A 24675-nucleotide genomic window follows, 5' to 3' on the forward strand; every position below is an offset into this window, starting at 1 on the left:
TTGTGTTAAAATATAGACTGGAGGAACTCTTTGAAAACCGAGTTTTTTTCCGCACTGTTATTCCTGGCGATTTCCAGCCCCTATTTTACGATAGAGAAAAACACGCGGGAAGTTCTGATCGAAAATGCGGGATGGTCTGCAGAAAGTCAGTATAAGCTTGGTTTGGAATGCTTTACCGGCAGTGCGGGAGTTCCACAGGATTACAAACAGGCCATGCAGTGGTTCCTGAAAGCAGCCATCCAGGGTCATTCAGGCGCCCAGTTCAAATGCGCGGTCATGTATGAAAATGGCTACGGCGTGCAGGAGGATTCAGGGCAGGCTGCTCTCTGGTACGAAAAAGCCGCTGAACAGAGCATCACAGCAGCTCAGTATGCGATAGGGCTCATGTATTACGAGGGCAGCGGAGTCGAGATCGACATGGTGAAAGCTTACTTCTGGCTGAATCTGGCGGCAGCGACCGGATATAAAGACTCGGTTCTGAATCGGGATATCCTGGAAGACAATCTGACTCCAGACCAGTTGAAGGCAGCAGGCAGAATGGCACAGGATTGGAAGGAAAAGCATCCGGGAAAGTGAATAATCCGGCAGGAGACACAAATGGCATATATCATCGGAGCATTGACTGGAGCGCTGCTGACAACATTTCTTTTGACCAGAATTATTATTTTCTTTGTTGCCAGAAGAACGGATTGGGTAAGAGCTTCTTATCTTACTTTCTGGCTAGGTTCAATCTGTCTTTTGCTGACTGGTTTCTTTTTTGGTGTGCGGGGATTTTTGATATTTATTCCCTGCATGGTGTTCTGGCTGTTTATGGATTTGTCTAAAACTGGAAAAAATGGAGACGAACATTTTTGCGGGAAATTCTCTGATACCACTGGAAATTTTAAGGAATATCACGCAGCTGATGCTGAAATTGCTCAAAGCCAGGACATGGTTGAATTTGTTGAAGTTGTAGAATCCCCTGAAGATTACGGACAGATTCTGCAGAAGAATCTGAAAGAGGCGGAATCCGGAGATGCTGCTTCGCAGTTCAATCTCGGGGCAGCCTATGAGACAGGATTGGGAGTCCCCCAGGATTATGTGAAGGCCCATTTCTGGTGGAATCTGGCAGCTGCTTCAGGTAACCAGGAAGCGAGAAAAAATCGCGATACAGTTGCCATGAAGATGACTGCAGAGCAGGTCGCTGAAGCTCAGAAAATGGCGACTGAGTGGACAGAAAAGCACCCTGGTAAATAGAAACAACGAATAATAGTTCCTACACGAATATCCTGATTTTCGCTGCATGTGAAATCAAGCCAAACAAAAAACCCGCAGCTGTTAGTTTTTAATAAAACTTACAGCTGCGGGTTTTTTGATAGTGGTGCGGAGAGGGGGACTTGAACCCCCATGGCTCTTAACCATAGGTGCCTGAGACCTACGTGTCTACCAGTTCCACCATCTCCGCAGAAATAGCTTATGCCGGTGAAATCGCACTGACCGGGCAGGTGTCCACGCAGGCGCCGCAGTCAATGCAGACATTGGGATCTATCTTGTACTTGGGAGTTCCTTCTGCGATCGCTCCCACCGGGCATACATCCTTGCAGCTTCCACAGGTGACGCAGGAATCGGAAATTACGTGCGCCATCTCATTCCTCCCATTCGAATTTTTTCGAAAAAGTCACTAACCTTCATTATATTAAACATGGTCTTTTGTCTTGGCAAGTATTTTTTTGTACCGATGTCCTCAAACAATGTTCACCACGATCTTAAATTTTTTCGTCAGGATCGTTCAGATAGCAGACAGGATGAAAAAAATACGATTTTTTCTTTCCGGCAGACGACAGCTCCAGCATTGCGATCCTGCCGTCGAAGCTGAAACTGAACCCTGTGATTTTATTGCGGGAGAGGTTTCGCAGTTTTGAGCCCTTCCGCAGGACCAGATTTCCCTCTTCCAGTATGACCTCAGCTGTTTCAGATGAAGTGGCGAGGAAAATCCGGTTGTTTACAGGTTCCCATTTTATCAGGCGCAGGTTATCGAAGATAGGTTTCAGATAAAGGAGCATGTCTTCGTCCTGTTCCAGGTTGTTGGCATCCGACAAACCAGCCGAAAATGTGCTGCTGGCGTTTTTTCCGATACTGAAGACCAGCAGCAGGACCAGGCTCAGCAGAGACAGGCTCAGCATTGTTTCCAGGATGGTGAATCCACGTTTCATTTCAGCTCCTTGATCAGGCAGAATCTCAAGGTTTTCTGGAGCGGGCATTCCAGATATACGTATTGAAGAGGGGCGTGGTTTTCCACCCTCACCATGATGCTGTCCACACCTTCCTTCGGGGCCTGAAGGTGCAGTTCGGAAAATTTCACGAATTTCCCTGTATCCGGAAGTGCTGACCCATCTAAAACTTCAAGGGCATTGAGGCACAGGAACAGAGCTTCGTTGCTTCTGGAAAGCAGATGCCCTCTGAGATTCGTCTGCCGTGAGAGGTCCAGATAAGCTAAAGCGAGTACGGAAAAAATGGCTATGCTCATGATGATTTCCAGATAGGTGATCCCTTTAACGGTTTTCAAATTTCAGCTCCTGAAAATTACCGGCCAGCACCAGACTGTAATTTTCCTGGGAAAAATATTCCCTGAAAGCGTTGTTATATGTAATACTGCCGCCACAGCTGTAATCGTCAGGGAAGATATTGTCCGCGAAAAGCCCTCCCTGGATTTCTATCCTGCGGCTCCTGACCTTGACCGAGGGACCCGCCAGACAAAGGTATGCATCGACTGGCCCCTCCAGTGAGACCGTGTTCCCGAGGCAGGCGATTGTCAGAGGTGCACTAGAGCTGATGTTTCCGAGCACTGCGTCCCCGGTACAGATCAGAATTCCAGGGGATTTGCTCCTGACATTCTTCAGGGTCAGATTTCCGTCAAACAATACCACATTGCCTGAGAGATCGAGCTGCGAATGATCAAGAAAATTGCTCTGAAAATTGTGTAATTGCTCCTGGGACCTGGCGTGATAGGTGGTCTTGGAAACCAGAGCCTCAATCAATGGAAACTGATGGGCTTCTCCGCGCCAGAAAAGCGTTCTGTCTGGCGCGATCACCTGAAGCATGTCCCGCTCCCTGTCATAGAAGGCCTGCGGGTGGAAAATATTCTCCATGGACGCAGGCAGGGAATGAATCTGCGGTTTCAATTCGCTGGTGTCCCCGGAAATGATCGTGAAATCTCCCAGTTTCCGGTCAGAAACGGCGAAATCAGCAGTCACGCTCAGGCAGTTGAAGGAAACATAGCCCAGGGTCTGTGTTTTGGATGGACAGCCGTTGCTTCCGAAGATGCAGAGTACAGCTGAATTAAGATTTTCCCCGGCGTACTTCGCATAGGATTGGGAAAAACAGAAATACTCGGTGACCAGAGCGCTCCTGCCGTCGGGAGCAAGTTTGATTTTCCGCTCAGGCAGTAAAAACTCCTCCAGTCCTGCAGAAAGGTTCAGTATGTGTTTCTGGACTCCAAAATATTGCATTCCTGAATTGTTGTTCAGAGTCACGGTGCGCTTCGGGTCGCTGCAGCAGTTGATGTTGCCGTTGAATCCTCTCCGGCTGAAAACAGAGAAAAAATTGACGACTGGAGGAAGATCGTTGATCAGCTGGAATCTTTTCGAAGAATGCAGGGAGAACTGAGTGCCTCCGACAATAGTCGAGAGGGACAATGAAATCAGACCGCTTTTTTCTCTGCTGTCCGAGTAAACTTTATTCTGAATTTTTTTGACATCAGTCACAGACAGGATGTTTTCCGGGTATGAACAACCGCTGTATTCTGCTATCTGCCGAAGCGAAGCAGAACCTTCAGCCGACAATTTCAGGTTCATTTCGAAATTGTCGGTCTGGCGCAGGGAGGCGAAAAGTTCGCTGTCCCTGTCATTGGCGGCTTTCGCGATTTCCCTGAAAATCAGGTTGCCTGAAGCCCTGAGAAAGTAATATGCCTGCCTGTTATGGAGAAAATGGGTATTCTGGAACGTCAGCTGGCTTCTCAGATTGGATATGTACATTAGTACAAGCAGGGCGCTTCCCAGGAGGACGGCCACAAGGTACAGGGTATATCCCTTTTTCAGGCAGCCTTGATGTTTCATTCTCTAAATTATACTCTCCGGCCCGGCAAGAATAAATGGCTTGATTCTGCAGGGATCTTAATTTTTCGATACTCAGGCCGATATCATAAAAAAAACTAGAGGTTTGAACATGGCCGGTAAAATACTTGCCGCATTGCTCTTGTTATACACAGTAACCCTTTTGGGATCAGTAGTTCCTTCTGAAGAGAAATATCGCGTGGGTGTTGAGGATCAGCTGAGGATTTTTGTTGACAGGCATTCAGAACTTACTGTCTCAGTTCCAGTCGGACCTGACGGATATATTTCATATCCCCTGATCGGAAATGTGCAGGTACTGGGGCTTTCCAGGGAAGAAGTGCGCTTGAAAATGACTCAACTCTTGAGCAAGTATTATAAGAACCCCATGGTGTCGGTGGTAATCGAAGCATACAACAGCTTCAAAGTCGCTGTGCTTGGGGAAGTAGGAAAGCCGGGGCTTTATGTGTTGAAGAGTGAACCTACCGTGATGCACGCGATTTCCATGGCCGAAGGGCCGAAGGATACAGCCTCTCTTTCAGAAGCTTACTTAAAAAAAGCCGACAGCAGTGAGCTGTTGAGGCTGGATTTGTATTCACTGCTCGTCAAGGGCGACATGACCAAGAATCTGGAACTGGGGCCTGGGGATGTGATCTATGTTCCCCAAGGCACTAAAAATCAGTTCTATATCCTGGGGGAAGTGATTAAACCCGGAGTTTTTCCGATGAAAGACGGGCTTACATTGCTGGAAGCAATTGCTTTGGCCGGTTCTGAAACAGATAAAGCCATGATGCGGAGGATTTCTATTGTCCGGAAAAAAGAAGGCAAAACAGATCCTGATATTTACATCGTGAATGCGGAAAAGATCATCCGTGAAGGAAAGCTTGAGTTTAACATGAAGATTGAGCCTGGCGATGTGATCTATGTGCCGAAGAGCGCCAAACCGGAATGGGACAGGATCGCACCGATGCTGACAACGATCTCAACCACGCATGGCCTGGTCAAGGGCTGGTAAGGGGGTAAAATGCGGAAAAATATTATTCTTATGTCCCTCGCTTTCTGCTTCCTCCTGAATGCCAATGTGATCTATCTCACAACTCCGGATCAGATGTTCGATCCCCAGCAGTTTTATTTTCCAGGCACCAAGATGCCGCAGCGTAAAAATCTGAATCTGTATCTGATCTATGAGAATGGAAGCGGAAGCATCAAGAACCAGGCTGATGACATCACCATCGCACACGTTGATGATCAGTACAAAAAGATCGTGCTCAGTTACTCGCTTTTAGACAATTTTTTCATGTACATAGGCAGGAACGCAGGGAACAATTCCTATGACCTGAATCAGAACAGCATATTTGTTCAGGGCTACAACCAGTATCTCAATAATCAATTGACCACTTATCTGACATCTTCGCAATACAACCTGATGTTCCCGTTCGGATACAAGCCTCCGCTGCATCCGGACCGGGACCGCAGGGACAACCTGTTTGGATTCACCTTTAAAATGGGTGAAATCGGAAAACAGAAGATCGGGGCGTATTTCGATTATTATTCTGAAGATCGTAAATATATCAATATTGTGTATTCTCTGAAATACGGCATCGCTCCAGTTCCAGTGACTTTCATGGATCTTTTGATGCAGATCGAGGATAACTATTATAGAGGTTATGTTTCCTATGATTGTAAGATCTGCACATTATATGGCGGTTTTGAGAACATGCACCGCCGCACTTCCATGCATGACGGCGCCAGCGACGATTTTCACATTTACAACACCTTGTTCCTGAAACTGGATGCCAACTGGCAGGATTTCAAAGTTACTCTCGCTGAAAAAAAGAAATGTTCAGGTGTCTCGCTGTTCTATCAGAGCAAGGAGTCTTTCGGCATTGAAATGTCATACAGGAAGATGAAAAACCAGATCCAGGACTCCTCAAACTATTTCGCCAACATCTTCAACACTGATATCAATTTCATAGAAGACAGCCAGACAATGAGCATTGCTATTACCCAGAAGTTTTAGGAGCTGTTAAAAATCCGAGTTACAACGAGGATTTTGTTACAGCTCCTTATCCCCGAAGATGAAACACAGTTTCATCTGAGTGGGATTAAGAGTGGGACTTTCCTTTACTTGACTACTTTTTCCACTATCTTTTTATCGAAATAATTCGTTTCCATTCCTGCGTCCACAATGATTTTCTGGGCATTGATGCCTGAACTGCGCCTGCTGAGCAGGAAAACGGCTGCATCAGCTACTTCCTGAGTTTCCAGGTTTTTCTTTCTGAGTATAGCCTGCTCAGCGAACAGATAGCTGTCGACATAGCCGGGGATCCCGGCTGAAGACGAGGTTTTCAGAAGCCCGGCACAGACTGCGTTGAAGCGAACCTCTGAAAATTCGCTGAATGATTTGGCAAGGAAACAGAGGCATGATTCAAGGGCTGCCTTGATGGGAGCCATATAGCCGTAATTTTCCGCAGCCATGCGGGTAGTGGAAATGGAGATCGTCACCACTGAGGCATCTTTAGCCAGCATGTCTTTGAAAACATGGCTGATTTCCACCAGCGAAAAACAGGAAATCGCTGTAGAGCTCAGAAAATCTTCCCTGGAAGTTTCGAGAAATTTCCTGCCAGGCACATAGTTGGCGAAGGCCACTGAATGCACTATGCCGTCCAGTATCGTTTTAGCGGGCATTGAAGATTTGAGACGGCAAAGATTTTCCGGATCCCTGAGGTCACAGATTTTCGAGCTGCAGCCAGGGAACAATTTTTCCACCTGCCGGAGCTGCTCTTCTGTCTGCACTGAAAAGATAGGAACAGCGCCTGATTCCTGCAGATTCCTGGCGATGAAATAGGCCACGCTCTTTTTGTTGGCCAGACCGAAGATCAGATATTTTTTGCCGGAAACACCCAGAAAATCTTTCGGAGAATTCAATTTTCCTCCCTAGACATTGCCATTTGATCAGATCCTTCGTATGGGCGGAGCATGCTCCGCCCTTACAATTTATCTTTTTCATCCACAACCGTGCAGGTGAAATCGCAGGCTGCAGCGATGGTTTCGCCTACCCTGATTTTACCCTTGAACAGATAGGCATTGGCTATTTTTTCCAGGAATTGCGCTTCGATCTGCAGTTCATCCCCCGGACGGACAAGCTTTTTGAATTTGACATTATTGACTCTTGTCACAGCAGGGATCCCCTCGGGCATTTCAGGAAGCTTGAGAGCGAGCAGTGCTGCCCCGGCCTGGAACATGGCTTCACAGAGCAGGACACCCGGCAGGACCGGATTGCCCGGGTAATGGCCCTGAAAAAAGAACTCGTCTGCTCTGATTTTACGCTTTGCTAGAATAAACGTGTCTGTAGCCGACACGATTTCATCGATGAAGAGGAAGGGAGGGCGATGTGGCAGAATGTCAGTCACCTGTTTCATAGACCACCGTTAACGTCATAGATTGAGCCCGTGATATAGCCTGCTTCTTTGGAAGCAAGGAAAAGCACCACAGGAGCCACTTCCTCGGCTTTGCCGAAGCGTTTCAGCGGGATCAATTTCTGATATTCCGCCACCTGATCTGCCGGCAGATCCTTGATCAGCTCGGTTTCGATGAATCCTGGAGAAACGCAGTTTACTGTGATTTTACGTCTGGCCACTTCCTTGGAAAGGCTCTTGGTGAATCCCACTATCCCGGCTTTGGTTGCTGAATAGTTGGCCTGCCCCTCAAACCCGGCTTCGCGGCCTGCGGAAGTGAGATTGATGATGCGGCCGTAACGCTGACGCATCATGTTCAGTACCCCGAATTTGCACATATGGAAAGTCCCGCTCAAATTGGTGTCGACCACTGATTTCCAGTCGTCCTGCTTCATCATCCCCACGATCGAGTCCCGTCTGATGCCTGCGTTGTTGACCAGCACTGACACGGAATCCCCTTTTTCTTCCAGGGAGCGGAAAAAAGCTTCGACTTCAGAATATGAAGAGACATCGCATTTAACGGTTGACAGACGGCCCGATGGATTGGCTTTGCTGAATTCCCCGGCTGCCTTGCCGTCCCTGCCATATGTTGCGATCACCCGGGCGCCTGATGCGAGAAACGCATCTGAAATCGCCCGGCCGATGCCCCTGGTCCCGCCTGTCACAATCACCAGCTGTCCTGAAAAATCAAAGATCATGTATTATCCCCGCTTTATTTTTTAAGATATTTATCTGCATTATTTGCTACAATCACCCCATAATTAGCGGCTCCCAGCCAGCCTGACATGATGATGCCGACCGAGCCTGTGTGGAACAGCCCTCCGATTTCCCGCTCGAGCCCCATGCTGATCTTCAGGCCCTCGAATTTAGTGCCGAAAGAAGCGCCCTGTTCATGCAGGGTATAGCGGTGGAAAGTGCGGGGAGTGGCTGCTTCGATGTAATCGATTTTAGACCTCACGCCCGGGATGAATTTTTCAAGTGTTTTCAGCGTGATTTCGCAGAGGTTTTTCTTGGCAGCGCTGTATTCAAGATCGCTCAATGCAGTCCAGTCTTCAAATTTTGCGTTGCTGGAAGCCACTATGGAATAACGGTTCGTTCCGGGACGGGTTTTCGGGTAGTAAAGGGAGAAAGTGCGGCTGCTGGTGTCAAAAGCCAGCAGTTTTTCAGGTATGAATTCAGGCTCTTCTGAACAGAAAATCAGATCTCCGATTTCCGGGATTTTCTCTCCACTTCTGACACCCATGTATACCTGGCAGGAGGAATTATTGAGCCTGACTCCAGACAGATTTTTTCTGAACTGATCTGAAAAATGCTGTTCCCCGACCATTTTTTTTACTGTAGTCAGGATGTTCCCATTGGAGATCACGCTTCTGCAGCGGATCTGATGGCCGCAGGATTCCACTGACTGAACCCTGCCTGAGGCCAGATTGATCTTATCCACCAGGCTGCAGAGCGCAATATCCACCTTGCTGTCCAGCAGCTCTTTCTGCATCTTGGAAATCAGCAGATCAGTTCCACCCTGGAAGGTGAAAACTCCCTTGCTCATGAAGTTGGAGAAGACAATGCCGTAAGTCAGGGCAGGTTCCGAGAGGGTGGATCCATTGGCGTAAGTGATAGGTTCCATCAGCAACCGTACCACATCGTTCCTGCCCGGAAAAAAGCGCTCGAACAATTGAGCCACAGTCAGATCAGGTTCGTCCACGAATTCCATCCTGCGGGCTGTTTTGAAAAATTCGGATACAGTTTCCGGATTGAGCTTGAACTGATGGACCAGTTTACTTGTGAAATCCTGTTCGTCAAAAGTAGTGGAGAGAGAGAACTGAGGGTTTTCAAAGCGGATTTCGGAAAGCTGGACTATGGAAGCGGCGATCTCTTCGTTCCAGTAACGTTTGCAGGTCTTGATCATGCCTACAGGGAAACCGTGAAGAGAGACATCGAAAATATGGCCTTTCCGGTTGAACCAGGTGGCCAGTCCGCCCAGCTTGTCATGCTGCTCCAAGAGCACGACCCTGCGCCCCATTTTTTTGGCAAGCACGATCGCGGCAGTCAGGCCTCCCAGGCCTCCGCCGATCACTGCCACGTCGTATTCGCTTTTGAGCTCAGCCGGTGTATGGTATAACATATAATCCTTAGTCAGTTAATGCAGAGTATATTCTATCCAGTTCTGTTTTATTTTCAATCTCTTACCCTCTTCCCGCACTTTGCACTTGTCTTCGAAGCATGTTCAGATTCGCTTTGCTTCTGGAGTGCAGGTTTTGAGTGATTTTCGATTACCCTGTCGTAATTTCCTGAATCAACCCATTTGCTTATTTCATGACAGCGTGTCACTGTCCAGGGGTGACTCTCTTCATCTGAAGACAAAACTTTCGCCAGCAGGTCCAGATTATCTTCGCCGAGACCTTCGAAATGCTCTGTCTGGTCCAGAAAATCCTGTGGATCCAGTGAATTGTAATGCGATTCCGGAGCTCCGGCCATTTTCATCATGATAGTGATGGCGCTTTCAATGCTCTGGCATGCCAGCAGTCCCGCTCTGTCGCCTGTGAATTCTGATTTCCTCCGCCAGGCAAGTAAGGCTGACCTGATTCCCATGGAAACGAATTCTCCTACCCCTAGAGTCGCCTTTCCGAGGAGATTGCTGATGATCGGAAAAGCCATGGCCATTTGATGATAAGCGCAGTGCTGGCTTTTAATATGCCCGACTTCATGCCCAAGCAGAAACATTAATTCCAGGTTTGTCAACTTTTCCAGGCAGCCCTGATTGATCACGATGATCGGAGCTTCAGAACCGATAGTGATTGAATTGATATCATCACCCTGACGGATATACAAATCAGGAACGTTTTTTAAAGAAATTACCTCGCAGACTGCAGCCAGAATCCGGTAGGCTTTCGGGATGAATTTTGGCGTAACCTTGAGATTGCTGCCCGTATACTGGACTTTAAAGAATTTTTCCACGCCGGACTGGTTGATTTTCTGGATCAGAGTATTCAATCCCGGGGTCTTTTGCAATGCAACAAGTGCATGTTTATCTAATTCATGTTCATATTCAACGGGCTTAAGGTGTGTAAGAGTTTTTATCTTTAAGCTCAGATCGGTATTTCTACCCATATTATTTTTCTTTACAGTGGGAAGCAGAGATGCGTTACCTCATCAGGAATATCAACTGAAAGGTGTTCTACTGTTATTATAGATTCTAAAATCTTCAATTGCAAAACCTGCCCGTTTATTATTAATTTTATATTTCAGCCATTATCCTTCAGCACATGCAGGTTGGCCATGGATACGCCTGAGAGCATGGCTCCGACTATACCCAGAAATCCCTGGTCAGTGCCTGCGAGGAAGAGATTCCTGAACCCGGTTTCTCCGTTCCTGATCTTGTCCGGGCTGCCATAGACTGCTCCGTTGATGTGCCCGGTGAATCGTTCCACAGTAAGGGGAGTAAACATGTCTGTAAAGATGATATTTTCCTTTTTCAGCGGCAGTATCGAGGAAGCCTTATCGATGATTTTTTCCAGCCAGGCCTTTTTTTCCGCGTAATATCCAGTTTTCCCGAGTTTTTTCCATAGATCAAAGGACGCCATATTGGTCACTCGAAGCATCGGCTCAGGCTTCGGGTCAGGACTGGCGAAATTGTCCGGTATACAGAGCACTCCACTATTCAGGGAGACGAGGCTTTCAGCCTTCCTGTATTCGAATTTATCCGAGTCATTATAAAAAACGATCGTGCTGGTATGGCCTAGTGCTGAAAGAGGTTCGGACAGACAGAGGATGACTTCTGTGAAGGACATGGTTCCGGGTTTTCCTGAATAGAGGGTGCCGCCTGCCAGATTCATCGTTTCGCAGTACCCGGCAGTGGAAATAATCGAGGCAGCGGTCAGTTCTTCACCGGATTCCAGTTCCACTCCCTCGGCTTTATTGTCTTTAACGATTATTTTTACCACATTGGCACTGAGCCTTAGTTCGCCTCCATGATCAAGAAACTGCTTTTTCAGCAGATTGATCACTGTCAGCACTCCCTTCTTCGGCCTGGCAAAACCTTCCAGGAAAATCGAGCGGAACATGATCGCAAACTGGGACAGGTCCATGTCATGCTCCCAGGCGCTGCCATAATACATCAGCGGGCAGAGGATCATTTCGGGCAGCAGAGGGTCTGTGAAAAAATCCGACAGCGCTGTACGGGTGGATGAATAAGTATTGGTCAATGAAAGAGCATCGAATTTTTCAATGAAATCCAGAAGCTTTTTGAAGCCGACAGTCTGGGCTGGAAATTTTTCCGCGATTTCATGTTTCAGAAGATCGATCTGATTGGAAAAGCGCAGCGAGACTCCAGGAAAGCGGATTTCTGAATGATTCTGAGGAATCAGTTCCAGATCTTCCCATTTCAATTTCAGCTGCCGCAGAAGCTTGTTGAGCGGGGCCAACCGCACATTCTTAGGTACATAGTTGGTCATGGCGTGCAGACCCACGTCCAGCACCCTTTTGTTACGCACAAAATAAGAGTTCAGACCGCCGGGTACAGTGTGTTTTTCCAGGATCAGCACTTTTCTGCCATAGTAGGCCAGGCGGATGCCTGCAGCGAGCCCTGACATCCCGGCTCCGATGATGATGGTGTCGTAATTAGCGGGCGACATGAAATGAGTTTAAGGGAAAAAGGTTGTTTATTCAATAAAAGGTTGGGTTAAGATAAAAGTGAAAGGGAATATCTGAAATATTTATTTTTTACTTTCCATTACGCCAGGCAGGATTGATGTCGTAACTGTCTGACTCTATCATCCTGGGTTTGCCGCCTTCAGAACTGAGTATGAAAGTCCGGCCTGAGGATTCAAAGACAATCGATCTGCCGTCTCTTGAATATGACGGCCAGGCCATTACATTGATCGAAGAATGAAGTTCCAGGCATTTCTTATCCGAAAAGGAAAGCTGCACTATGGAACAGGCTTCGCCTGCCGAGTAATTTTCCCGGATGAAGATGAGTTTTGTTCCGTCAGGGGAGAGCGCAGGCTGGCTGAGCAGGCCGTAATTATCAGGAAGATTGCAGGTCAGGATCTTCAGATCCCCGCCCTGCAGGTCGGTTGAGCAGATGTCGTATCTTGGTGCAGGTAGCTTTCTGGTGAGAAAATCAAAAAGTACTCTCTGGCCGTCTTTACTGAAAACAGGTCTGGGAGTAGCAGGAGAATATTCTGAAATTCTGGTCTTTTCGATTCCGTCTGAATTCATTATCTGCACAGCGAATTCATCCAGTTTGTCGCTTCCCAGATTGGTTGCGAAGGCAACAGACTGCCCGTCCGGAGAGAATGAAGCGGAAAAGCTGTGATTGGCTGGAGTCGTAAGACGCTGCAGGCCGCTTCCGTCAACGTTCATCAGGCAGATGAAGCAGCGGGGATCTGCATATGAGATGTCAGCCCTGATGCGGGCACTGAAGAGAATCTTTGTCCCATCCGGGGAAATGCTGGGTTCAAGTTCGTCGATCTCAGGAGTTTTTGTCAGATTGATTCTGATAGAACTGTTTTCTTCGATTCTGTAAAGGTCAAAATCCTGTCCTGTGCGGGATGAGATGATCAGAGTGGCACCTGCGTTCAGGGCAAAACCCAGGCAGAAGGCTGCGATCAATTTGACTGTATTAATAGTATAGATCGACATTCCCCCCTCCTGTTAAATAAATTGTAGCCGTGAAAGATCAAACGTCAAGGTTTTTCGATATTGCCTGTTGGGATTATACCTTACGATAGGAATTTTCTAATCTGTTCGGCAAACAGAACCGTATGCGTCACTCCACCCAGATGGCCGTCAGCAGAGGAAAATTCGTGATATTCAGAATCGTTTCGTTTTGCAAGCAATTCTCCGAATTTACGGGATTCCTCGATCGGAAACAGTACATCATTGGTTTCCGCTATCAGGAGATACCGGGCTCTGGAGGTTTTCAGTGCATCAGTAGGCGATGAATTACCTTCAAACAGGTTGAATCCGATGTTGGTCCTGCACAATTGGATAAAACAGTTGGCATCATACTGCAGAGCCCTGCTCCTGGCTATTTTCAGCAATTCGTCTTCGAATGCCTGATAACCTGACAGATAGTTGCCGCCCCATCCGCGTGGCCTGGCAAGAAGTGTGAGGGCTGCGAGAGCGTTTGCCAGGCCTGTCAGCGGCCTTGTGCCATGCTCGTAATATCGGCCGCCGTGAAATTCCGGGTCCAGCCGGACTGAGTCGATCCCTTGCCGCATGGGAAGAAATCTTGCGAATCCGTCAAGTCCCGGGCCAGTGGTCACTGCGATTATCCGCTCCACCATCTCCGGATAACTCAGGCTCCACTGCAGGGCCTGCATGCCGCCCATCGAGGGACCGGCGACTGCGTGCAGCTTCCCGACTCCCAGATAGTCAAGCAGCAATTTCTGTGCATTCACCATATCCCTGACTGAAGTGACCGGAAAATCAGGTCCGTAGATTTTACCGCTTGATGGGTTGATGGAACGCGGACCGCTGGTTTTGATCAAGTCCGAATCATGCAGGCAGCAAAGGCTGTCGCTTGAGATTATAAAATATCGATTCGTGTCAAATGGCTTGTCAGGACCGATCAGATTGTGCCACCAGCCAGGTGCTTTATCTCCGGGGTAAAACCCTGCAGCATGCTTATTTCCGCTGAAAAAATGACAGAGCAGGATGGCGTTATCACGGGCAGAATTTAGAGTGCCATATGTTTCATAGCTGATGTCCAGTTCAGGAATAACAGAATCACCAATAAACGCAAATGGCTTCCCTGAAGTGAACTGGAGGATTTCCGGATTGGTCAAAGCCAAGAGATTATTTGTTGGCGAGTTTAGGAGCCAGGTAATCTACACAGCCCTGCAATGTGGAAAGTTTCATGTAGTCATCTTCAGGTACCTGGACTGCGTAACGCTTCCTCAGTTCCATGATGATATCGAGAAAATCCATCGAGTCCAGCTCAATCTGGTCTCTGATGCGAACATCGTCCTTCAGCTTCGACAGGTCCGCGTCTTCGGCAAGGTCTTTAATGATATCGAGTATCGCCTGTCTGATCTGTGGTCGTGTCATACATTCTCCTCCGAGCCGTTCTATTATATTTTATATTTTTTTACGATCACGCTGGAATTTATTCCAAGCATCCCGAAACTGCTATTCAGGATATAATCAATTTTATCAACTTTCAAGCTTTTATTCATTACAAGGTTGGGCATGAAGCATTCAGGATCCAGATTCTCCACATTGATTGTGGGGTGGATTACATTGTCCTCGAAGCTCGGCAGATTTCCGGCCAGTTCCAGCGCTCCTGCAGCGCCCATAGCGTGACCGATGAAACTCTTGGTGTTGTTGATGTAAACTTTGGAGTCTATCCCGAAAACTTCTCTGACTGCCTTGATTTCCTCGATGTCGCCGATCGGGGTGGAGGTGGCGTGGGTGTTAATCAGATCAATGTCCGCAGGCTGGATTCCGGCTTTTTTCAGTGCATTTCTAAGGCAGACGGCCTGCTGCCTGTGGTCGGGCTGGATGAAATCAAAGGCGTCCGAGTTTACTCCATAGCCTGCGATTTCGCAGTAGATTTTGGCGCCTCGTGCTTTTGCGTGTTCTAGCGTCTCGAGGATAAAGAGGCAACCCCCTTCTGAGACCACAATGCCGTTCCTGGCTTTATCAAATGGTCTGGAAGCTTTAGCAGGATCAGGGTGTGAGCCGAGTGCCATCTCATTCTTGAAGCTCGCGAAAATGCCGAATGTATGGATGCTTTCCGACACACCTCCTGCGACAGCCATCTCGATCTCATCGAGCTGCAGCATCTGGTAACCCTGGACCAGGCCCAGGTTGCCTGCTGCGCAGGCTGCGCCGATGCAGTAATGCGGGCCGGTAATTTTCAGGTTGATCGTGACTTCTCCAGCCGGGTTGTTGGCCACAGTCCGTGGATTGTGATGATGAGACCAGAAATTAAGGTCATATTTATATTGGGAAAGATTGTAGATTTCGTTTTCAGTCTCCACATTGCCGTGTTCTGTGGTTCCGATGTAGACACCGATTCTGGAAGTGTCGAGGGTGCTGAGATCCAGTTTGCTGTCTTTGAAAGCTTCATTGGCGCAGTAGATGGAGATCGAGCCGGCGCGGGTACCGCGGCGCAGCTCTTTTTTCTTCTGATATCGCAGTTCATCAAAATTGCAGGCGCCTGCCAGAACTTCGCCAATGTATCTGGTCTCGAATTTTCTGATGCCGGATTTTCCGCAAAGGAGACTCTGCCTGAATTCAGATAAGTTGTTGCCGTTAGGGGCAGTCAGTCCCACTCCTGTGATCACGATCCGTTTCTTTTGCAGCATAGAGCCTCTTGTAAAGTGTTTTTGTCGGTCATGGAAACATACTAAAAATCGATGTTTAGAGAAAAATTACCTCAACAGCTTGAAAAAATCAAGGACTTATAAAGTTTTTTTCCTGAGATGTTCAATCAGCGAGGCCAGACCTGCATCCACACTGACGACCGGTTTGTATCCAAGATCGCGTTGAGCGGCTTCAATGGAATAACAGTGAGATGTAGCAAGCTGCAGGGCCAGAAAGCGGGTCATCAGCGGTTCCGACCGGATTCCAAGCGCTCTGTAAACCGACTCCATCGCAAAACCGATGCAATATGCGGCAGAGAGAGGCATTTTCCGGGCCACTGCCGGATGTCCCATCCCGGTGATGATGCGGTTGATAAAGTCCCAGAGATTCACTGGTTCTCCGTTTGTAATGAAATAAGCCTTCCCGCAGATTGCCGATCCTTCGGTTAACTTCCTGGAAGCAAGCAGATGGGCATAAGCTACGTTTTCCACATGAGTCACGTCAGCCATGTTTTTTCCGTTACCAACGGTGAAAAGCTTTTTTTTAGCTGCCCTTTCCAAAAGGCGCGGGATCAGGTTTGTGTCCTCTGGCCCCCAGATCAGGTGGGGCCGCAGTGCGACTGTCAAGAGTTTTCCCGGCTGGTTGGCAGCGAGTACAATCCGTTCTGCCAGAGCTTTGGTTTCGGAGTAGCAAGATAAATATTTCTCAGGATAAGGAGCCGATTCAATCAGCATCTGCTGATCACTACCACCGAAGATTACGCTCGGGGAGGAAGTGAAAACAAGTTTTCCGACTCCGTTTCTCAGACAGGCTTTGACCACATTTTCAGTTCCCAGTACATTGGTCTTAAAATAAGGCTCCCTGAAGACCGAGATCCCGGTCCTGGCAGCTATGTGGTGCACCTCATCAAAGCCTTGGAATGCTTTCTGGAGGTTTTCACCATCACTGATATCAGCGGTGATCACAGGGAATTTTTCTCGTTCGGCGAATTCATAATGCCCACGTCCAAGGATGGTCACAGAGTGCCCCTCATCCCGCAGTTTGCGGCAGACAAAGCGCCCCAGGAAACCGCCTCCACCTGTGACGATTGTTTTCAAAGCTTTTTCCTGGCCCAGACCGAGAGCTTTTCCCGGAAGATTTTAGCATTGTGGCGGATGTCGACAGGAAAGGATTTGTGAAACAGGAAGATTTTAATATTTCTGGTATGTTCATATTTCTTCCCAAGTTCGAACAATTCACGCCTGAACTGTTTGACAGCCTGCCTGTCTTCAGGAAAAAATCCAGTTTTTGGTTCTACCACTATCACCGGGCATGTTTCCCCGTCGATTTCGATTCCGACCAGTGCGGTCCTGCTAACATTCGGATGCTGATTGTAAATTGCCTCACAAGGGACAGTGAACAGAATCCGGTCTTTCAGTTCGACCCGGTGCGACTTGCGACCGCAGAACCAGAGTCTGCCCTGCTGATCCAGGTAGCCCACATCTCCAATCCTGTGCCAGAATTCACCACCCTGCCTGATTTTTGAGAGTTCGGTTTCCGCAGGGTTCCCATAATACTCCTTTGTCACCTGGGGTCCCTTGATCACGATCTCCCCGACTTCGGAAGGGGGAAGAATCAGGGAGGAAATCCATTCCTGGATCGGGGATTCTGAAATCCTGATTACCCTGATTTCCACGTTTGGGGCAGGCATGCCCACGCAAGTGCCGAAACCCTGCCTGCTCTTCTCGAGCGTATCAGATATGAGTTTACTTCCACTGATCGAAGAGGCGGGGAGGGATTCTGTAGCACCATAAGGCGTATGGATATCTCCAAGCGGTATTACTTTCTTGAATTTTTCAACCAGACTGCCTGGCACAGGAGCTCCAGCCATCAGAACGCGTCTGAGTGTCGGCAGGACGATGTTATGATCAAGGCAGTATTCACTGACTCTGTTCCAGATTGCAGGAGATCCGAAACTGGTGGTGACTCCGTTGTCCCTGATCGCTTCCACGATGTTTGCAGGGTTGACCAGAGCAGGATGACTTGGATCCATGTCAGGTACAACGCAGGTCATGGCCAGGGCCGCGTCGAAAAGCGCGAAGACAGGAAGTCCGGCCAGGTCTACCTCGCCGGGCTGGAAATCATAGAGATCATGGAGCATCTGCACCTGGGCGTCAAACATGCCGTGTTCATAAAGCACTCCCTTGGCTGGCCCTGTACTGCCGGTTGTGAAAAGAATCGCAGCCGGAGAAGCCTTTGTGGTATCTGAAATCGGAAATGATTCACTGCATTCGGGAGAGATTTTCTCAAGCGGCAGTCCCAGAAATGAGAGGTTGCTGTTCACCACTACATTGAGCCGTGTTTTTTTGAAACAGGCTGGGAAGAGTATTCTGGCGGCATGTGCCTGTGGGATACCGATTAAAGCGTCAGGTTCCACGTTTCGGATGCATTCCAGTAGCCTTTTTATACCCATCCCTGGATCGATCAGCACAGGGATTGCGCCGATCTTGAAAACCGCAAAAGTGAGGGCGATGAATTCAATCGAAGGTTTGACCATCAGAAGAGTTTTCATACCTCTCGTCAGCCCGGAATTGAAAAGCCCGTGCGCGAATCTATCACATTCTGCGTTCAACTGCTGGAAATTCACTGAAAGATAACTCCTGCGGCCGTTGATTCTAGCGCCAGGGCAGATCACTGCTTTCTGCAGCGGAAATTTAGCCGCTGTTTCAGGCAGATATTGCGCGATGTTGAATCGTTCAGAATCCATCCGATTCCCTTTCTGTCAGAAAATTTTTAATCGCCAGGGCGGATTTGAGTGGTTCGTCCTCTAGCACGAAATGCCCGGCGTTTTCCATTTTAATGGTCAAGGCGTCCGGAAAAAAATCCAGCCAGCGGGAGAGAAACTTAGGTGTGAAGCAGAAGTCACGCATTCCCCAGAGGAGAAGGACAGGTTTGGATGCCAGACTGCTTAGTTTACCTTCGATACCCAGTATCGTGTTGTAACTTGGGTGAGACTTATTCATCGGAATGTCCTTTACGAAACTGTCGATGCCTACCCTGGAAGCATAATTTCCATATGGGAAGAGATAACCATTCCAGACACCGGCTGGGAGCCCTGTATGCTTGGCTGTCCCCATGTATCTCGCAGCCCGGAGAAACAGATTCAGTTTCCGTACTGCAAAAGTGCCCAGCAGAGGAAACCTGCAGATTGCGATCTGCCATGGCATCCGACGGGAGCGAAAGGAGGCTGAATTCATGATCACCATCTTCCTTACCCGGTCAGGGTTTCTGACCGCTACCCCCATACCGATGGCTCCTCCCCAGTCGTGCACGATCAGGTCGAATTTGTCGATGTTCATTGAATTGAGGAGGCTTTCGCAGTTGTCGATGTGATTGCTGAGAAGGTATGGATAATTCTGTGGTTTATCCGACAGGCCGAATCCGATATGGTCTGGAACCACGCAGCGGAAGCTGCCGGAAAGCTCCCGCACAAGGCTCCGGAAATAATACGACCAGGTAGGATTTCCGTGCAGCATCAGGGTGGGAAATCCTGTACCTTCATCGAGATAGTTCAGTCGATAGCTGTTAATCTGGTGTTTGAATGTGGAAAACGGATATTCCGTCGGGGAGAGCCGGTCTACCATTTTATCCCGAGCATCATGCAGTTGATTCCGCTGCCGATGCCGAGCAGGGCTATCAGATCGCCGCTGCGGACAAGGTTGTTCTCCACACCCATGGACAAAGTGACTGGCAGTGAAACTGCGCCCATATTTCCTAAAAATTCAAAAGTCGAAAAATCTTTCTCCAGGTCTATTCCCAGAGTCTCAAACATCAACTTGCGGTGAGCCTTGCCCACCTGATGGCAGAAAAATCGTTTGACATTGCTTTCCGTAAATTTCAAGGTGTTCTTGGTTTCTTCCCAGGTGCGGCGCGCCAGCTGGCAGCCGGCCTGCAGCAGAGTTTCAGCTTCCGTCTTCATCAGCATGGTGATATTCTTGGCTACAGGTGCCGTGGATCCGCCCTGGCAGAGATGGCTGAATTTTGAAGAAGCCATGAAGCTTCCACCAAGCAGCTGATGCTTGGCTTTGGAGATCGATGAATGCACGAGTACCGCGGCTGCCGCACCGCAACCGATGGTCAGGGATGGAAATGAGGCCTTGATCGTTTCGCGGGTGAGGTTCTCATCATGCAGCAGCATGTCGATGGTGGATTCCACCAGCGGTCTGCCGTTTTCCCCTGCGACAACCAGAGCGGATTTGATGATCCCGCTTTCGATCATGTTACCGACTACCACCATGGCGTCGAGAAAGCCCAGGCAGGCGTTGGACAAGTCGAAGACCATCGAATTGTCAGACAATTCCAGTTTCTCGTGAACCACGGAAGCTGTGGCTGGTTCCATAAAATCCCTGCAGACAGAGGAATGCACAAGGCAGTTTATCGAGTCTTTAGAAATTCCGGATTTTTCCAGGGCGAGTTTTCCGGCCTGGGCTGAAACTTCGCTTGGAACAGTGCCGGGTTTCCAGAATTTACGCTCGCGGATTCCGGTCATCATTTCCAGGCGGCCGAAGGGCAGCTTGAGGCGCTCATAGACAGGCGCCAGCCAGGATTCGATCTTTTCCGATGTCACCACTTCTTCAGGCAGGTAGTGAGCGATCGACTCGATGCAGACATTTTTAAAAAGCATTTTCAGACCTCAAGGTTAGGAAAAAGATTGTATTGCATAACTTTGTGAAAATCAAGCGATGGTAACTGGTACATATGTGGAGAAGTCAAGTGTCAGAGTTATCAAAAGGAATGAATTTCATTATATAATGAGTGCAGCATTTTGCAAGAGGCTCTATGGATAACCTTACCCCTGAACAAAAACGGAGAGAATTAATCGCAAACCTGCGCCGGGACCTGGCAAAGATTGTCTCGGACTGCCAGTCCATTGAAAACGAGGTGTTCAATCAGTTGATCGAGCTTGACCTGAATTCAGTTCCAGAAGAGATTTTCAGGAAGGTTTCCGAATTCAAGGGTGTTTTTTCTGAATTTGAAAAGGAATCAGCAAAGAAATCCCGGCTCGAAGAGAATGAGAACCACTGGGATCAATTGGAAGCATCCTGTCAGGTGCTGAAAAAAAGGCTGCTGAAATTCCAGGGGGAAATTCAGGACCAGTTCCGCGGATTCGGGGACAGCATTTTCATGAACATCGTCGGCTGCAGATACGATGAGCGGCGGATGACAGTGATCCACACCCTGCTGCACGAAGAATTGAAGAAAAACAGTGCTGAGCTGGAAGCTTTTTTCAAGCAGGCTGATTTTATTTCGATCCCGGAACTGGACGATGTGATTGAAACTCTTCAGAGAAAGTCATTGAATATCCCTGACAATGTAAGAGCGAGGATAGGCGGAAAAATTCCTGGAATTTTATTTCAGGTTCTGATCTCCTACTATAAGATGAAGCAGATTGAGGTGAAAAAAAGTCAGAATCCAGGCGGATTCCTTGGTTTTCTGAGTAAAGTTAAACTTAACATCGAAACCTGGTGTATTGATTCCCTGACTAAACATTATGCAGAAATCGAAACTGAGATTGTGGACCGCAATCTGATCGAGTTATTTAAAACACCTGAATTCGAGGAAAAAGCGGAAAAGGCCAAAAAAATTCAAGTGCAGATTTCACAGGCAGGAAGCGAGATCGATGCCAAGCTTCGGGAAATGGAAGCATTTCTGATTGGGAAAGGATTCCAGACATATGATGATTTGGTCAGTGCCATTGAGATGACTGCAGAGGTTCTCAAGACGCTGACTGAGAAAAAAGAGCTGATCAGACGAAAGATTATCGATGAACTGCCGGATCATCCGTTTGCTTATCCCGAGAAAATCATGAACTATCTTGACCTGAAAAAGAAGGAAACCCTGCTTGCAGCTCAGATCAGCACTCTGCAAATGGACCTGAATAATAATTTCCTGCCTGAATGACATTTTTTTTGAGACCCGGTATAATGTAACTCGAAATCCCATTTAATTCCCGGAGGAGAAAATGAAAAAGCATTTCTTTCTTCTGGCCGGACTGGCGGCCGGCATCCTGCTGGCTCTGAAATGCCGCAATCATAGCTGCCAAACCTTCTCGTTCCTCGATCAATACAAGAAGTTTGTGACCCACGTCAGTCAGGTGATTTTCAAGGATTACAAAAAGATGAGCCGCAAGCAGATGAAGGAATTTCTCAGTTGCCAGGTAGACCTGCTGCTGGATGCCATCTATCCTGACGATGAGGAGAGCAAGGAAGCTACGGATTCAATATTATAGAGAGCTATTTTTGAAACTGCCTGTGATTCCTGAAACTGAACGGCAGGAAAGAGTGAATCGTCGGTTCACCGGTCAGAACCTGATACAGCCTGTCCACGCCGAGAGCATTGCCTGTGCAGGCCGGCAGACCATTGGAGAGCACTTCCAGAAAGCGGTCGTTGATTTCATAAACAGGCTGGCCCCGCAATCTGCGTTCAGTCTGATCAGACACGAATCTCTTCTTCTGATGTCCGGCGTCTGTCAGCTCCGAAAAACCGTTGCAGATCTCTATCCCATCCAGATAAAGTTCGAATCTTTCCGCATAAAGGGAATTTTTCACCGAAGGCCTGGCCATTGAACCGAGTTTTTCCGGATAATCGCAGAGAAAAACCGCTTTGCCCTTGAAGGTTGGCTCGATGTAAGTCAATAAAAGCTTGAAGAACAGATCCTCCCATTCGCCGTCTGATGTAAGCGTAAGCTTGGATTTCAAACAGGCTTCCTGCAGTGTTTCCTTTGTCAGGCAGCGGTCCAGGTCGATTTTCAGGATTGCTGCGAACAGTTCCCTGATCGAACGGCGTTCAAAGGGTGGTTCCCAGTCTTTGCGGATTTTTTCTCCTAAAACTTCCCGCACCAGTTCCTCTGTCTCCCTCATCATGTAGTTATAATCATGTCCGGTGATGTACCATTCCAGGATGGTAAACTCCGGGTTGTGGATTTTACCGATTTCACCGTAACGGAAGGCTTTACAGAGCTGGAAGATACTGTCGAACCCCATGGAAAGCAGCTCTTTCATGTAATATTCCGGGGAGGTCTGAAGATAGAGGGGGAAACCATTGAGGCAGGATTCGAATGAGGCAATATTGGCGTCCAGTGTGGCATAAGGAGAAAGTTCCGGTGTTTCCACTTCCAGATAGCCTTTTCGATCAAAAAATTCCCGGATCGTCTTGAGAAGCCGGAATCTGCCTTTGATCAACCGGAAATTATCTGAACTGCTGGATGTCAAGACCCTTCAGCCTTTCGAATTCCTTGAAAATGTCGGGTACGAGTATGTTGTCTTCGCTTTCTGAAGGCTGGGAAGTGCCTGCAGGAGAAATGGCTGTACTTTCAGCTTTATCCCAGTTCCGGATTTCCGACATGAGCTGATCTGAGATTTTATAGGCCTGGATTTTCTCGGTTCCAGCCTCAATCAGAGTTTCTTCCCCTGCGTTGAGTGTGGCGTTTGTGAATCTGTTGCTGATCTCAATTTTCCCTTCGATCAGCGAAACCCGCAACTTATCTGATCCGGCTGAGACAAGAAGCCGGGTGCCTACGATTTTTACCTGGCCCAGACTGCTTTTTATGAAAAACGGAGCCTGGAGATGGTTGAAGGAGAACAGGCTCCTACCCTGCGTGAGGAACAGGCAGTTCTGCTCGATCCTGAGCACTGTATTAGGCTTGAGCCGCATTTCGGCGACACCGGGGAAATTGATGTCAAGCGATGAGAAAGAAGGAGTCCGGATTTCCAGAGGCAGGCTGAATGTTCCAGCAGAACCCTGGATCCAGTTGCTGCCTTTGTGAAGGCTGAAACTTCCGTTTTTCACTTCAATCGCTGCAGCTAGAGAGTTGTCGCTGAGAACGGCTTTGTTCAAGGGCTGTTCCGCCCTGTATAGCCAGAGGTCGAGCAGGGCGAAAAAGACGATTACAGCTGCCATGGCATATGACCAGATCGGTCTGGTTTTTGGCGGAAGTATCTCATTCATCACTGATTGTGAAATTTCTGGCATCAGCCTGTTTCTGAAGGCAATTTCCTCATCCCTGAAGGAAGCGAGGGCTGAGTCGAAGCTCTGATTCAGGCTTACGAGACGGGCACAGGCTTCACAAGACTTGCGATGCTTTTCCACAAAGGAGAACTCTTCCGCGGTCAAGCTCATCAGCTCGGCGTCTTCCAGCAGTTGCATGAATTTCTGACAGTTCTTCTTTACAGCCATTTTTCCAGCGCCTTCCGTAAGAGTTTCCTGGCCCTGTGGATTCTGATCTTGACCGTGTTCAGCGGCAACTCCGTGACAGATGCGATTTCGTCGTAGCTCTGGTTTTCCACCAGGAGCAGCAGCATGATTTCACGGTAGAGGTCAGGCAGGGCACTCACTGCTTCTCTGACTTTCTCATTCAGGTTCTTGTCGCTCAGAGTCTGGATCACTTCCTCATCTGAACTGAACTTGAAGAAGTATTTCTCCTCCATTTCCTCGATGCTGAAAGAATCCTTCTTCTTCTTGAGCCACCAGTCCTTCAGTTGGTTATGGGCAATCGAATAGAGCCAGCTCTGGAACGAGTAATCGAAGTTGTAGCTTCTGATGTAATTGAACGCCCTCAGGAAGGTGTTCTGCGTCAGATCCTTCGCTTCCTCGTAATCTTTGGTCATCCTCAGGAAGTAGTAAAAAATCTTTTTTTCGAATTCCAATACAAGGAACCGGAATTGCGACTTGTCTCCCTGGATGACTCCCATAATCCAATTTTTAAGGTTTTCCTCCATAAATTTTATTATATCATACCTGCTGAAGCGAGGAATGTTTCATATCTGATTTTCTCTTCAGGA

General features: G+C 48.2%; 27 protein-coding genes and 1 tRNA gene. 6 read left to right on the forward strand and 22 right to left on the reverse strand.

Annotated features, from left to right (window positions below; all coding sequences use genetic code 11):
- Positions 1–30 precede the first annotated feature (30 nt).
- Together PHW04_02155 and PHW04_02160 are read left to right on the forward strand one after the other, a co-directional pair.
- Entirely contained in the window at positions 31–576 is a 546-nt protein-coding gene (locus tag PHW04_02155) for a tetratricopeptide repeat protein (protein ID MDD2714677.1), read from the forward strand.
- A 21-nt stretch (positions 577–597) separates the two neighbouring features.
- Positions 598–1236, forward strand: coding sequence for a tetratricopeptide repeat protein (locus tag PHW04_02160; GenBank protein MDD2714678.1), 639 nt, complete (start codon positions 598–600; stop codon positions 1234–1236).
- A gap of 122 nt (positions 1237–1358) precedes the next feature.
- Here the strand turns inward: PHW04_02160 and PHW04_02165 are convergent.
- The 5 genes from PHW04_02165 to PHW04_02185 form a co-directional block, all read right to left on the reverse strand.
- A tRNA-Leu gene (locus tag PHW04_02165) sits at positions 1359–1444 on the reverse strand.
- 9 nt (positions 1445–1453) lie between these two features.
- A complete protein-coding gene (locus tag PHW04_02170; protein MDD2714679.1) occupies positions 1454–1624 on the reverse strand; it encodes a 4Fe-4S binding protein in 171 nt (56 codons plus the stop codon).
- Between the two features lie 121 nt (positions 1625–1745).
- Positions 1746–2192, reverse strand: coding sequence for a prepilin-type N-terminal cleavage/methylation domain-containing protein (locus PHW04_02175; protein ID MDD2714680.1), 447 nt, complete (start codon positions 2190–2192; stop codon positions 1746–1748).
- Positions 2189–2545, reverse strand: a complete 357-nt coding sequence (locus tag PHW04_02180) for a type II secretion system protein (GenBank protein MDD2714681.1) — start codon at positions 2543–2545, stop codon at positions 2189–2191. Before PHW04_02180 ends, PHW04_02175 begins: the two co-directional genes overlap by 4 nt.
- Positions 2532–4094, reverse strand: a complete 1563-nt coding sequence (locus PHW04_02185) for a hypothetical protein (GenBank protein ID MDD2714682.1) — start codon at positions 4092–4094, stop codon at positions 2532–2534. Before PHW04_02185 ends, PHW04_02180 begins: the two co-directional genes overlap by 14 nt.
- Before the next feature lie 109 nt (positions 4095–4203).
- On the opposite strand from PHW04_02185, the gene PHW04_02190 reads away from it, so the two are divergent.
- Together PHW04_02190 and PHW04_02195 are read left to right on the forward strand one after the other, a co-directional pair.
- On the forward strand, positions 4204–5103 hold the full coding sequence (locus tag PHW04_02190; GenBank protein MDD2714683.1) for a polysaccharide biosynthesis/export family protein: 900 nt from the start codon (positions 4204–4206) through the stop codon (positions 5101–5103).
- Positions 5104–5112: 9 nt separating this feature from the next.
- On the forward strand, positions 5113–6108 hold the full coding sequence (locus tag PHW04_02195; GenBank protein MDD2714684.1) for a hypothetical protein: 996 nt from the start codon (positions 5113–5115) through the stop codon (positions 6106–6108).
- Positions 6109–6212: 104 nt separating this feature from the next.
- On the opposite strand, the gene PHW04_02200 is transcribed toward PHW04_02195, so the two are convergent.
- The 14 genes from PHW04_02200 to PHW04_02265 all read right to left on the reverse strand — a co-directional run bounded on the left by PHW04_02200 (position 6213) and on the right by PHW04_02265 (position 20519).
- Positions 6213–7016 (reverse strand): SDR family oxidoreductase, encoded by an 804-nt coding sequence (locus PHW04_02200; GenBank protein ID MDD2714685.1) that lies wholly within the window; start codon positions 7014–7016, stop codon positions 6213–6215.
- 62 nt (positions 7017–7078) lie between these two features.
- Positions 7079–7501: a 3-hydroxyacyl-ACP dehydratase FabZ gene (gene fabZ / locus PHW04_02205; protein MDD2714686.1), complete on the reverse strand. Its 423-nt coding sequence runs from the start codon at positions 7499–7501 to the stop codon at positions 7079–7081.
- A 5-nt stretch (positions 7502–7506) separates the two neighbouring features.
- Positions 7507–8244, reverse strand: coding sequence for an SDR family NAD(P)-dependent oxidoreductase (locus tag PHW04_02210; GenBank protein MDD2714687.1), 738 nt, complete (start codon positions 8242–8244; stop codon positions 7507–7509).
- 14 nt (positions 8245–8258) lie between these two features.
- On the reverse strand, positions 8259–9668 hold the full coding sequence (locus PHW04_02215) for an FAD-dependent oxidoreductase (GenBank protein ID MDD2714688.1): 1410 nt from the start codon (positions 9666–9668) through the stop codon (positions 8259–8261).
- A gap of 53 nt (positions 9669–9721) precedes the next feature.
- The gene (locus tag PHW04_02220) at positions 9722–10537 is read right to left on the reverse strand and encodes a M48 family metallopeptidase (GenBank protein MDD2714689.1); all 816 of its coding nucleotides are present in this window, start codon (positions 10535–10537) and stop codon (positions 9722–9724) included.
- A gap of 251 nt (positions 10538–10788) precedes the next feature.
- Complete coding sequence (locus tag PHW04_02225) at positions 10789–12177, reverse strand: NAD(P)/FAD-dependent oxidoreductase (GenBank protein MDD2714690.1); 1389 nt, start codon at positions 12175–12177, stop codon at positions 10789–10791.
- 88 nt (positions 12178–12265) lie between these two features.
- Positions 12266–13186 carry a hypothetical protein gene (locus PHW04_02230; GenBank protein ID MDD2714691.1) on the reverse strand — a complete coding sequence of 307 codons (921 nt, stop codon included), beginning with the start codon at positions 13184–13186 and terminating at the stop codon, positions 12266–12268.
- 80 nt (positions 13187–13266) lie between these two features.
- Positions 13267–14340, reverse strand: a complete 1074-nt coding sequence (locus tag PHW04_02235; protein MDD2714692.1) for an alpha/beta fold hydrolase — start codon at positions 14338–14340, stop codon at positions 13267–13269.
- Positions 14341–14344: 4 nt separating this feature from the next.
- Positions 14345–14596 (reverse strand): acyl carrier protein, encoded by a 252-nt coding sequence (locus PHW04_02240; protein ID MDD2714693.1) that lies wholly within the window; start codon positions 14594–14596, stop codon positions 14345–14347.
- A gap of 23 nt (positions 14597–14619) precedes the next feature.
- Positions 14620–15858: a beta-ketoacyl-[acyl-carrier-protein] synthase family protein gene (locus PHW04_02245; protein MDD2714694.1), complete on the reverse strand. Its 1239-nt coding sequence runs from the start codon at positions 15856–15858 to the stop codon at positions 14620–14622.
- A 96-nt stretch (positions 15859–15954) separates the two neighbouring features.
- Entirely contained in the window at positions 15955–16953 is a 999-nt protein-coding gene (locus PHW04_02250; GenBank protein ID MDD2714695.1) for an NAD-dependent epimerase/dehydratase family protein, read from the reverse strand.
- Complete coding sequence (locus tag PHW04_02255; protein ID MDD2714696.1) at positions 16950–18602, reverse strand: fatty acid CoA ligase family protein; 1653 nt, start codon at positions 18600–18602, stop codon at positions 16950–16952. The genes PHW04_02250 and PHW04_02255 overlap by 4 nt, the downstream gene beginning before the upstream one ends.
- A complete protein-coding gene (locus PHW04_02260) occupies positions 18592–19479 on the reverse strand; it encodes an alpha/beta fold hydrolase (protein ID MDD2714697.1) in 888 nt (295 codons plus the stop codon). The genes PHW04_02255 and PHW04_02260 overlap by 11 nt, the downstream gene beginning before the upstream one ends.
- Positions 19473–20519 (reverse strand): 3-oxoacyl-ACP synthase III, encoded by a 1047-nt coding sequence (locus PHW04_02265; GenBank protein ID MDD2714698.1) that lies wholly within the window; start codon positions 20517–20519, stop codon positions 19473–19475. Before PHW04_02265 ends, PHW04_02260 begins: the two co-directional genes overlap by 7 nt.
- A 155-nt stretch (positions 20520–20674) precedes the next feature.
- Between PHW04_02265 and PHW04_02270 the strand changes: the two genes are divergently transcribed.
- Both PHW04_02270 and PHW04_02275 read left to right on the forward strand, forming a co-directional pair.
- Positions 20675–21796: a hypothetical protein gene (locus PHW04_02270; GenBank protein MDD2714699.1), complete on the forward strand. Its 1122-nt coding sequence runs from the start codon at positions 20675–20677 to the stop codon at positions 21794–21796.
- A 61-nt stretch (positions 21797–21857) separates the two neighbouring features.
- Positions 21858–22124, forward strand: coding sequence for a hypothetical protein (locus PHW04_02275; protein ID MDD2714700.1), 267 nt, complete (start codon positions 21858–21860; stop codon positions 22122–22124).
- Between the two features lie 4 nt (positions 22125–22128).
- Here PHW04_02275 and epmA read toward each other — a convergent pair whose 3' ends face one another.
- The 3 genes from epmA to PHW04_02290 are packed head-to-tail and all read right to left on the reverse strand — an operon-like array spanning position 22129 to position 24585.
- Complete coding sequence (gene epmA / locus PHW04_02280; GenBank protein MDD2714701.1) at positions 22129–23076, reverse strand: EF-P lysine aminoacylase EpmA; 948 nt, start codon at positions 23074–23076, stop codon at positions 22129–22131.
- Positions 23077–23083: 7 nt separating this feature from the next.
- The gene (locus PHW04_02285) at positions 23084–24070 is read right to left on the reverse strand and encodes a FecR family protein (GenBank protein ID MDD2714702.1); all 987 of its coding nucleotides are present in this window, start codon (positions 24068–24070) and stop codon (positions 23084–23086) included.
- Positions 24061–24585: an RNA polymerase sigma factor gene (locus tag PHW04_02290; protein MDD2714703.1), complete on the reverse strand. Its 525-nt coding sequence runs from the start codon at positions 24583–24585 to the stop codon at positions 24061–24063. Before PHW04_02290 ends, PHW04_02285 begins: the two co-directional genes overlap by 10 nt.
- Between the last annotated feature and the right edge of the window lie 90 nt (positions 24586–24675).

Source organism: Candidatus Wallbacteria bacterium (genome assembly GCA_028687545.1).
In the GTDB taxonomy this organism is placed as follows: domain Bacteria; phylum Muiribacteriota; class JAQTZZ01; order JAQTZZ01; family JAQTZZ01; genus JAQTZZ01.

Coding starts and splice junctions, on each gene's coding strand:
- PHW04_02160 (MDD2714678.1), top strand. CDS start 598: ATGGCATATATCATCGGAGCATTGACTGGAGCGCTGCTGACAACATTT.
- PHW04_02170 (MDD2714679.1), bottom strand. CDS start 1,624: ATGGCGCACGTAATTTCCGATTCCTGCGTCACCTGTGGAAGCTGCAAG.
- PHW04_02175 (MDD2714680.1), bottom strand. CDS start 2,192: ATGAAACGTGGATTCACCATCCTGGAAACAATGCTGAGCCTGTCTCTG.
- PHW04_02185 (MDD2714682.1), bottom strand. CDS start 4,094: ATGAAACATCAAGGCTGCCTGAAAAAGGGATATACCCTGTACCTTGTG.
- PHW04_02190 (MDD2714683.1), top strand. CDS start 4,204: ATGGCCGGTAAAATACTTGCCGCATTGCTCTTGTTATACACAGTAACC.
- PHW04_02195 (MDD2714684.1), top strand. CDS start 5,113: ATGCGGAAAAATATTATTCTTATGTCCCTCGCTTTCTGCTTCCTCCTG.
- PHW04_02210 (MDD2714687.1), bottom strand. CDS start 8,244: ATGATCTTTGATTTTTCAGGACAGCTGGTGATTGTGACAGGCGGGACC.
- PHW04_02215 (MDD2714688.1), bottom strand. CDS start 9,668: ATGTTATACCATACACCGGCTGAGCTCAAAAGCGAATACGACGTGGCA.
- PHW04_02225 (MDD2714690.1), bottom strand. CDS start 12,177: ATGTCGCCCGCTAATTACGACACCATCATCATCGGAGCCGGGATGTCA.
- PHW04_02230 (MDD2714691.1), bottom strand. CDS start 13,186: ATGTCGATCTATACTATTAATACAGTCAAATTGATCGCAGCCTTCTGC.
- PHW04_02240 (MDD2714693.1), bottom strand. CDS start 14,596: ATGACACGACCACAGATCAGACAGGCGATACTCGATATCATTAAAGAC.
- PHW04_02245 (MDD2714694.1), bottom strand. CDS start 15,858: ATGCTGCAAAAGAAACGGATCGTGATCACAGGAGTGGGACTGACTGCC.
- PHW04_02255 (MDD2714696.1), bottom strand. CDS start 18,602: ATGGATTCTGAACGATTCAACATCGCGCAATATCTGCCTGAAACAGCG.
- PHW04_02260 (MDD2714697.1), bottom strand. CDS start 19,479: ATGGTAGACCGGCTCTCCCCGACGGAATATCCGTTTTCCACATTCAAA.
- PHW04_02265 (MDD2714698.1), bottom strand. CDS start 20,519: ATGCTTTTTAAAAATGTCTGCATCGAGTCGATCGCTCACTACCTGCCT.
- PHW04_02270 (MDD2714699.1), top strand. CDS start 20,675: ATGGATAACCTTACCCCTGAACAAAAACGGAGAGAATTAATCGCAAAC.
- PHW04_02275 (MDD2714700.1), top strand. CDS start 21,858: ATGAAAAAGCATTTCTTTCTTCTGGCCGGACTGGCGGCCGGCATCCTG.
- PHW04_02285 (MDD2714702.1), bottom strand. CDS start 24,070: ATGGCTGTAAAGAAGAACTGTCAGAAATTCATGCAACTGCTGGAAGAC.
- PHW04_02290 (MDD2714703.1), bottom strand. CDS start 24,585: ATGGGAGTCATCCAGGGAGACAAGTCGCAATTCCGGTTCCTTGTATTG.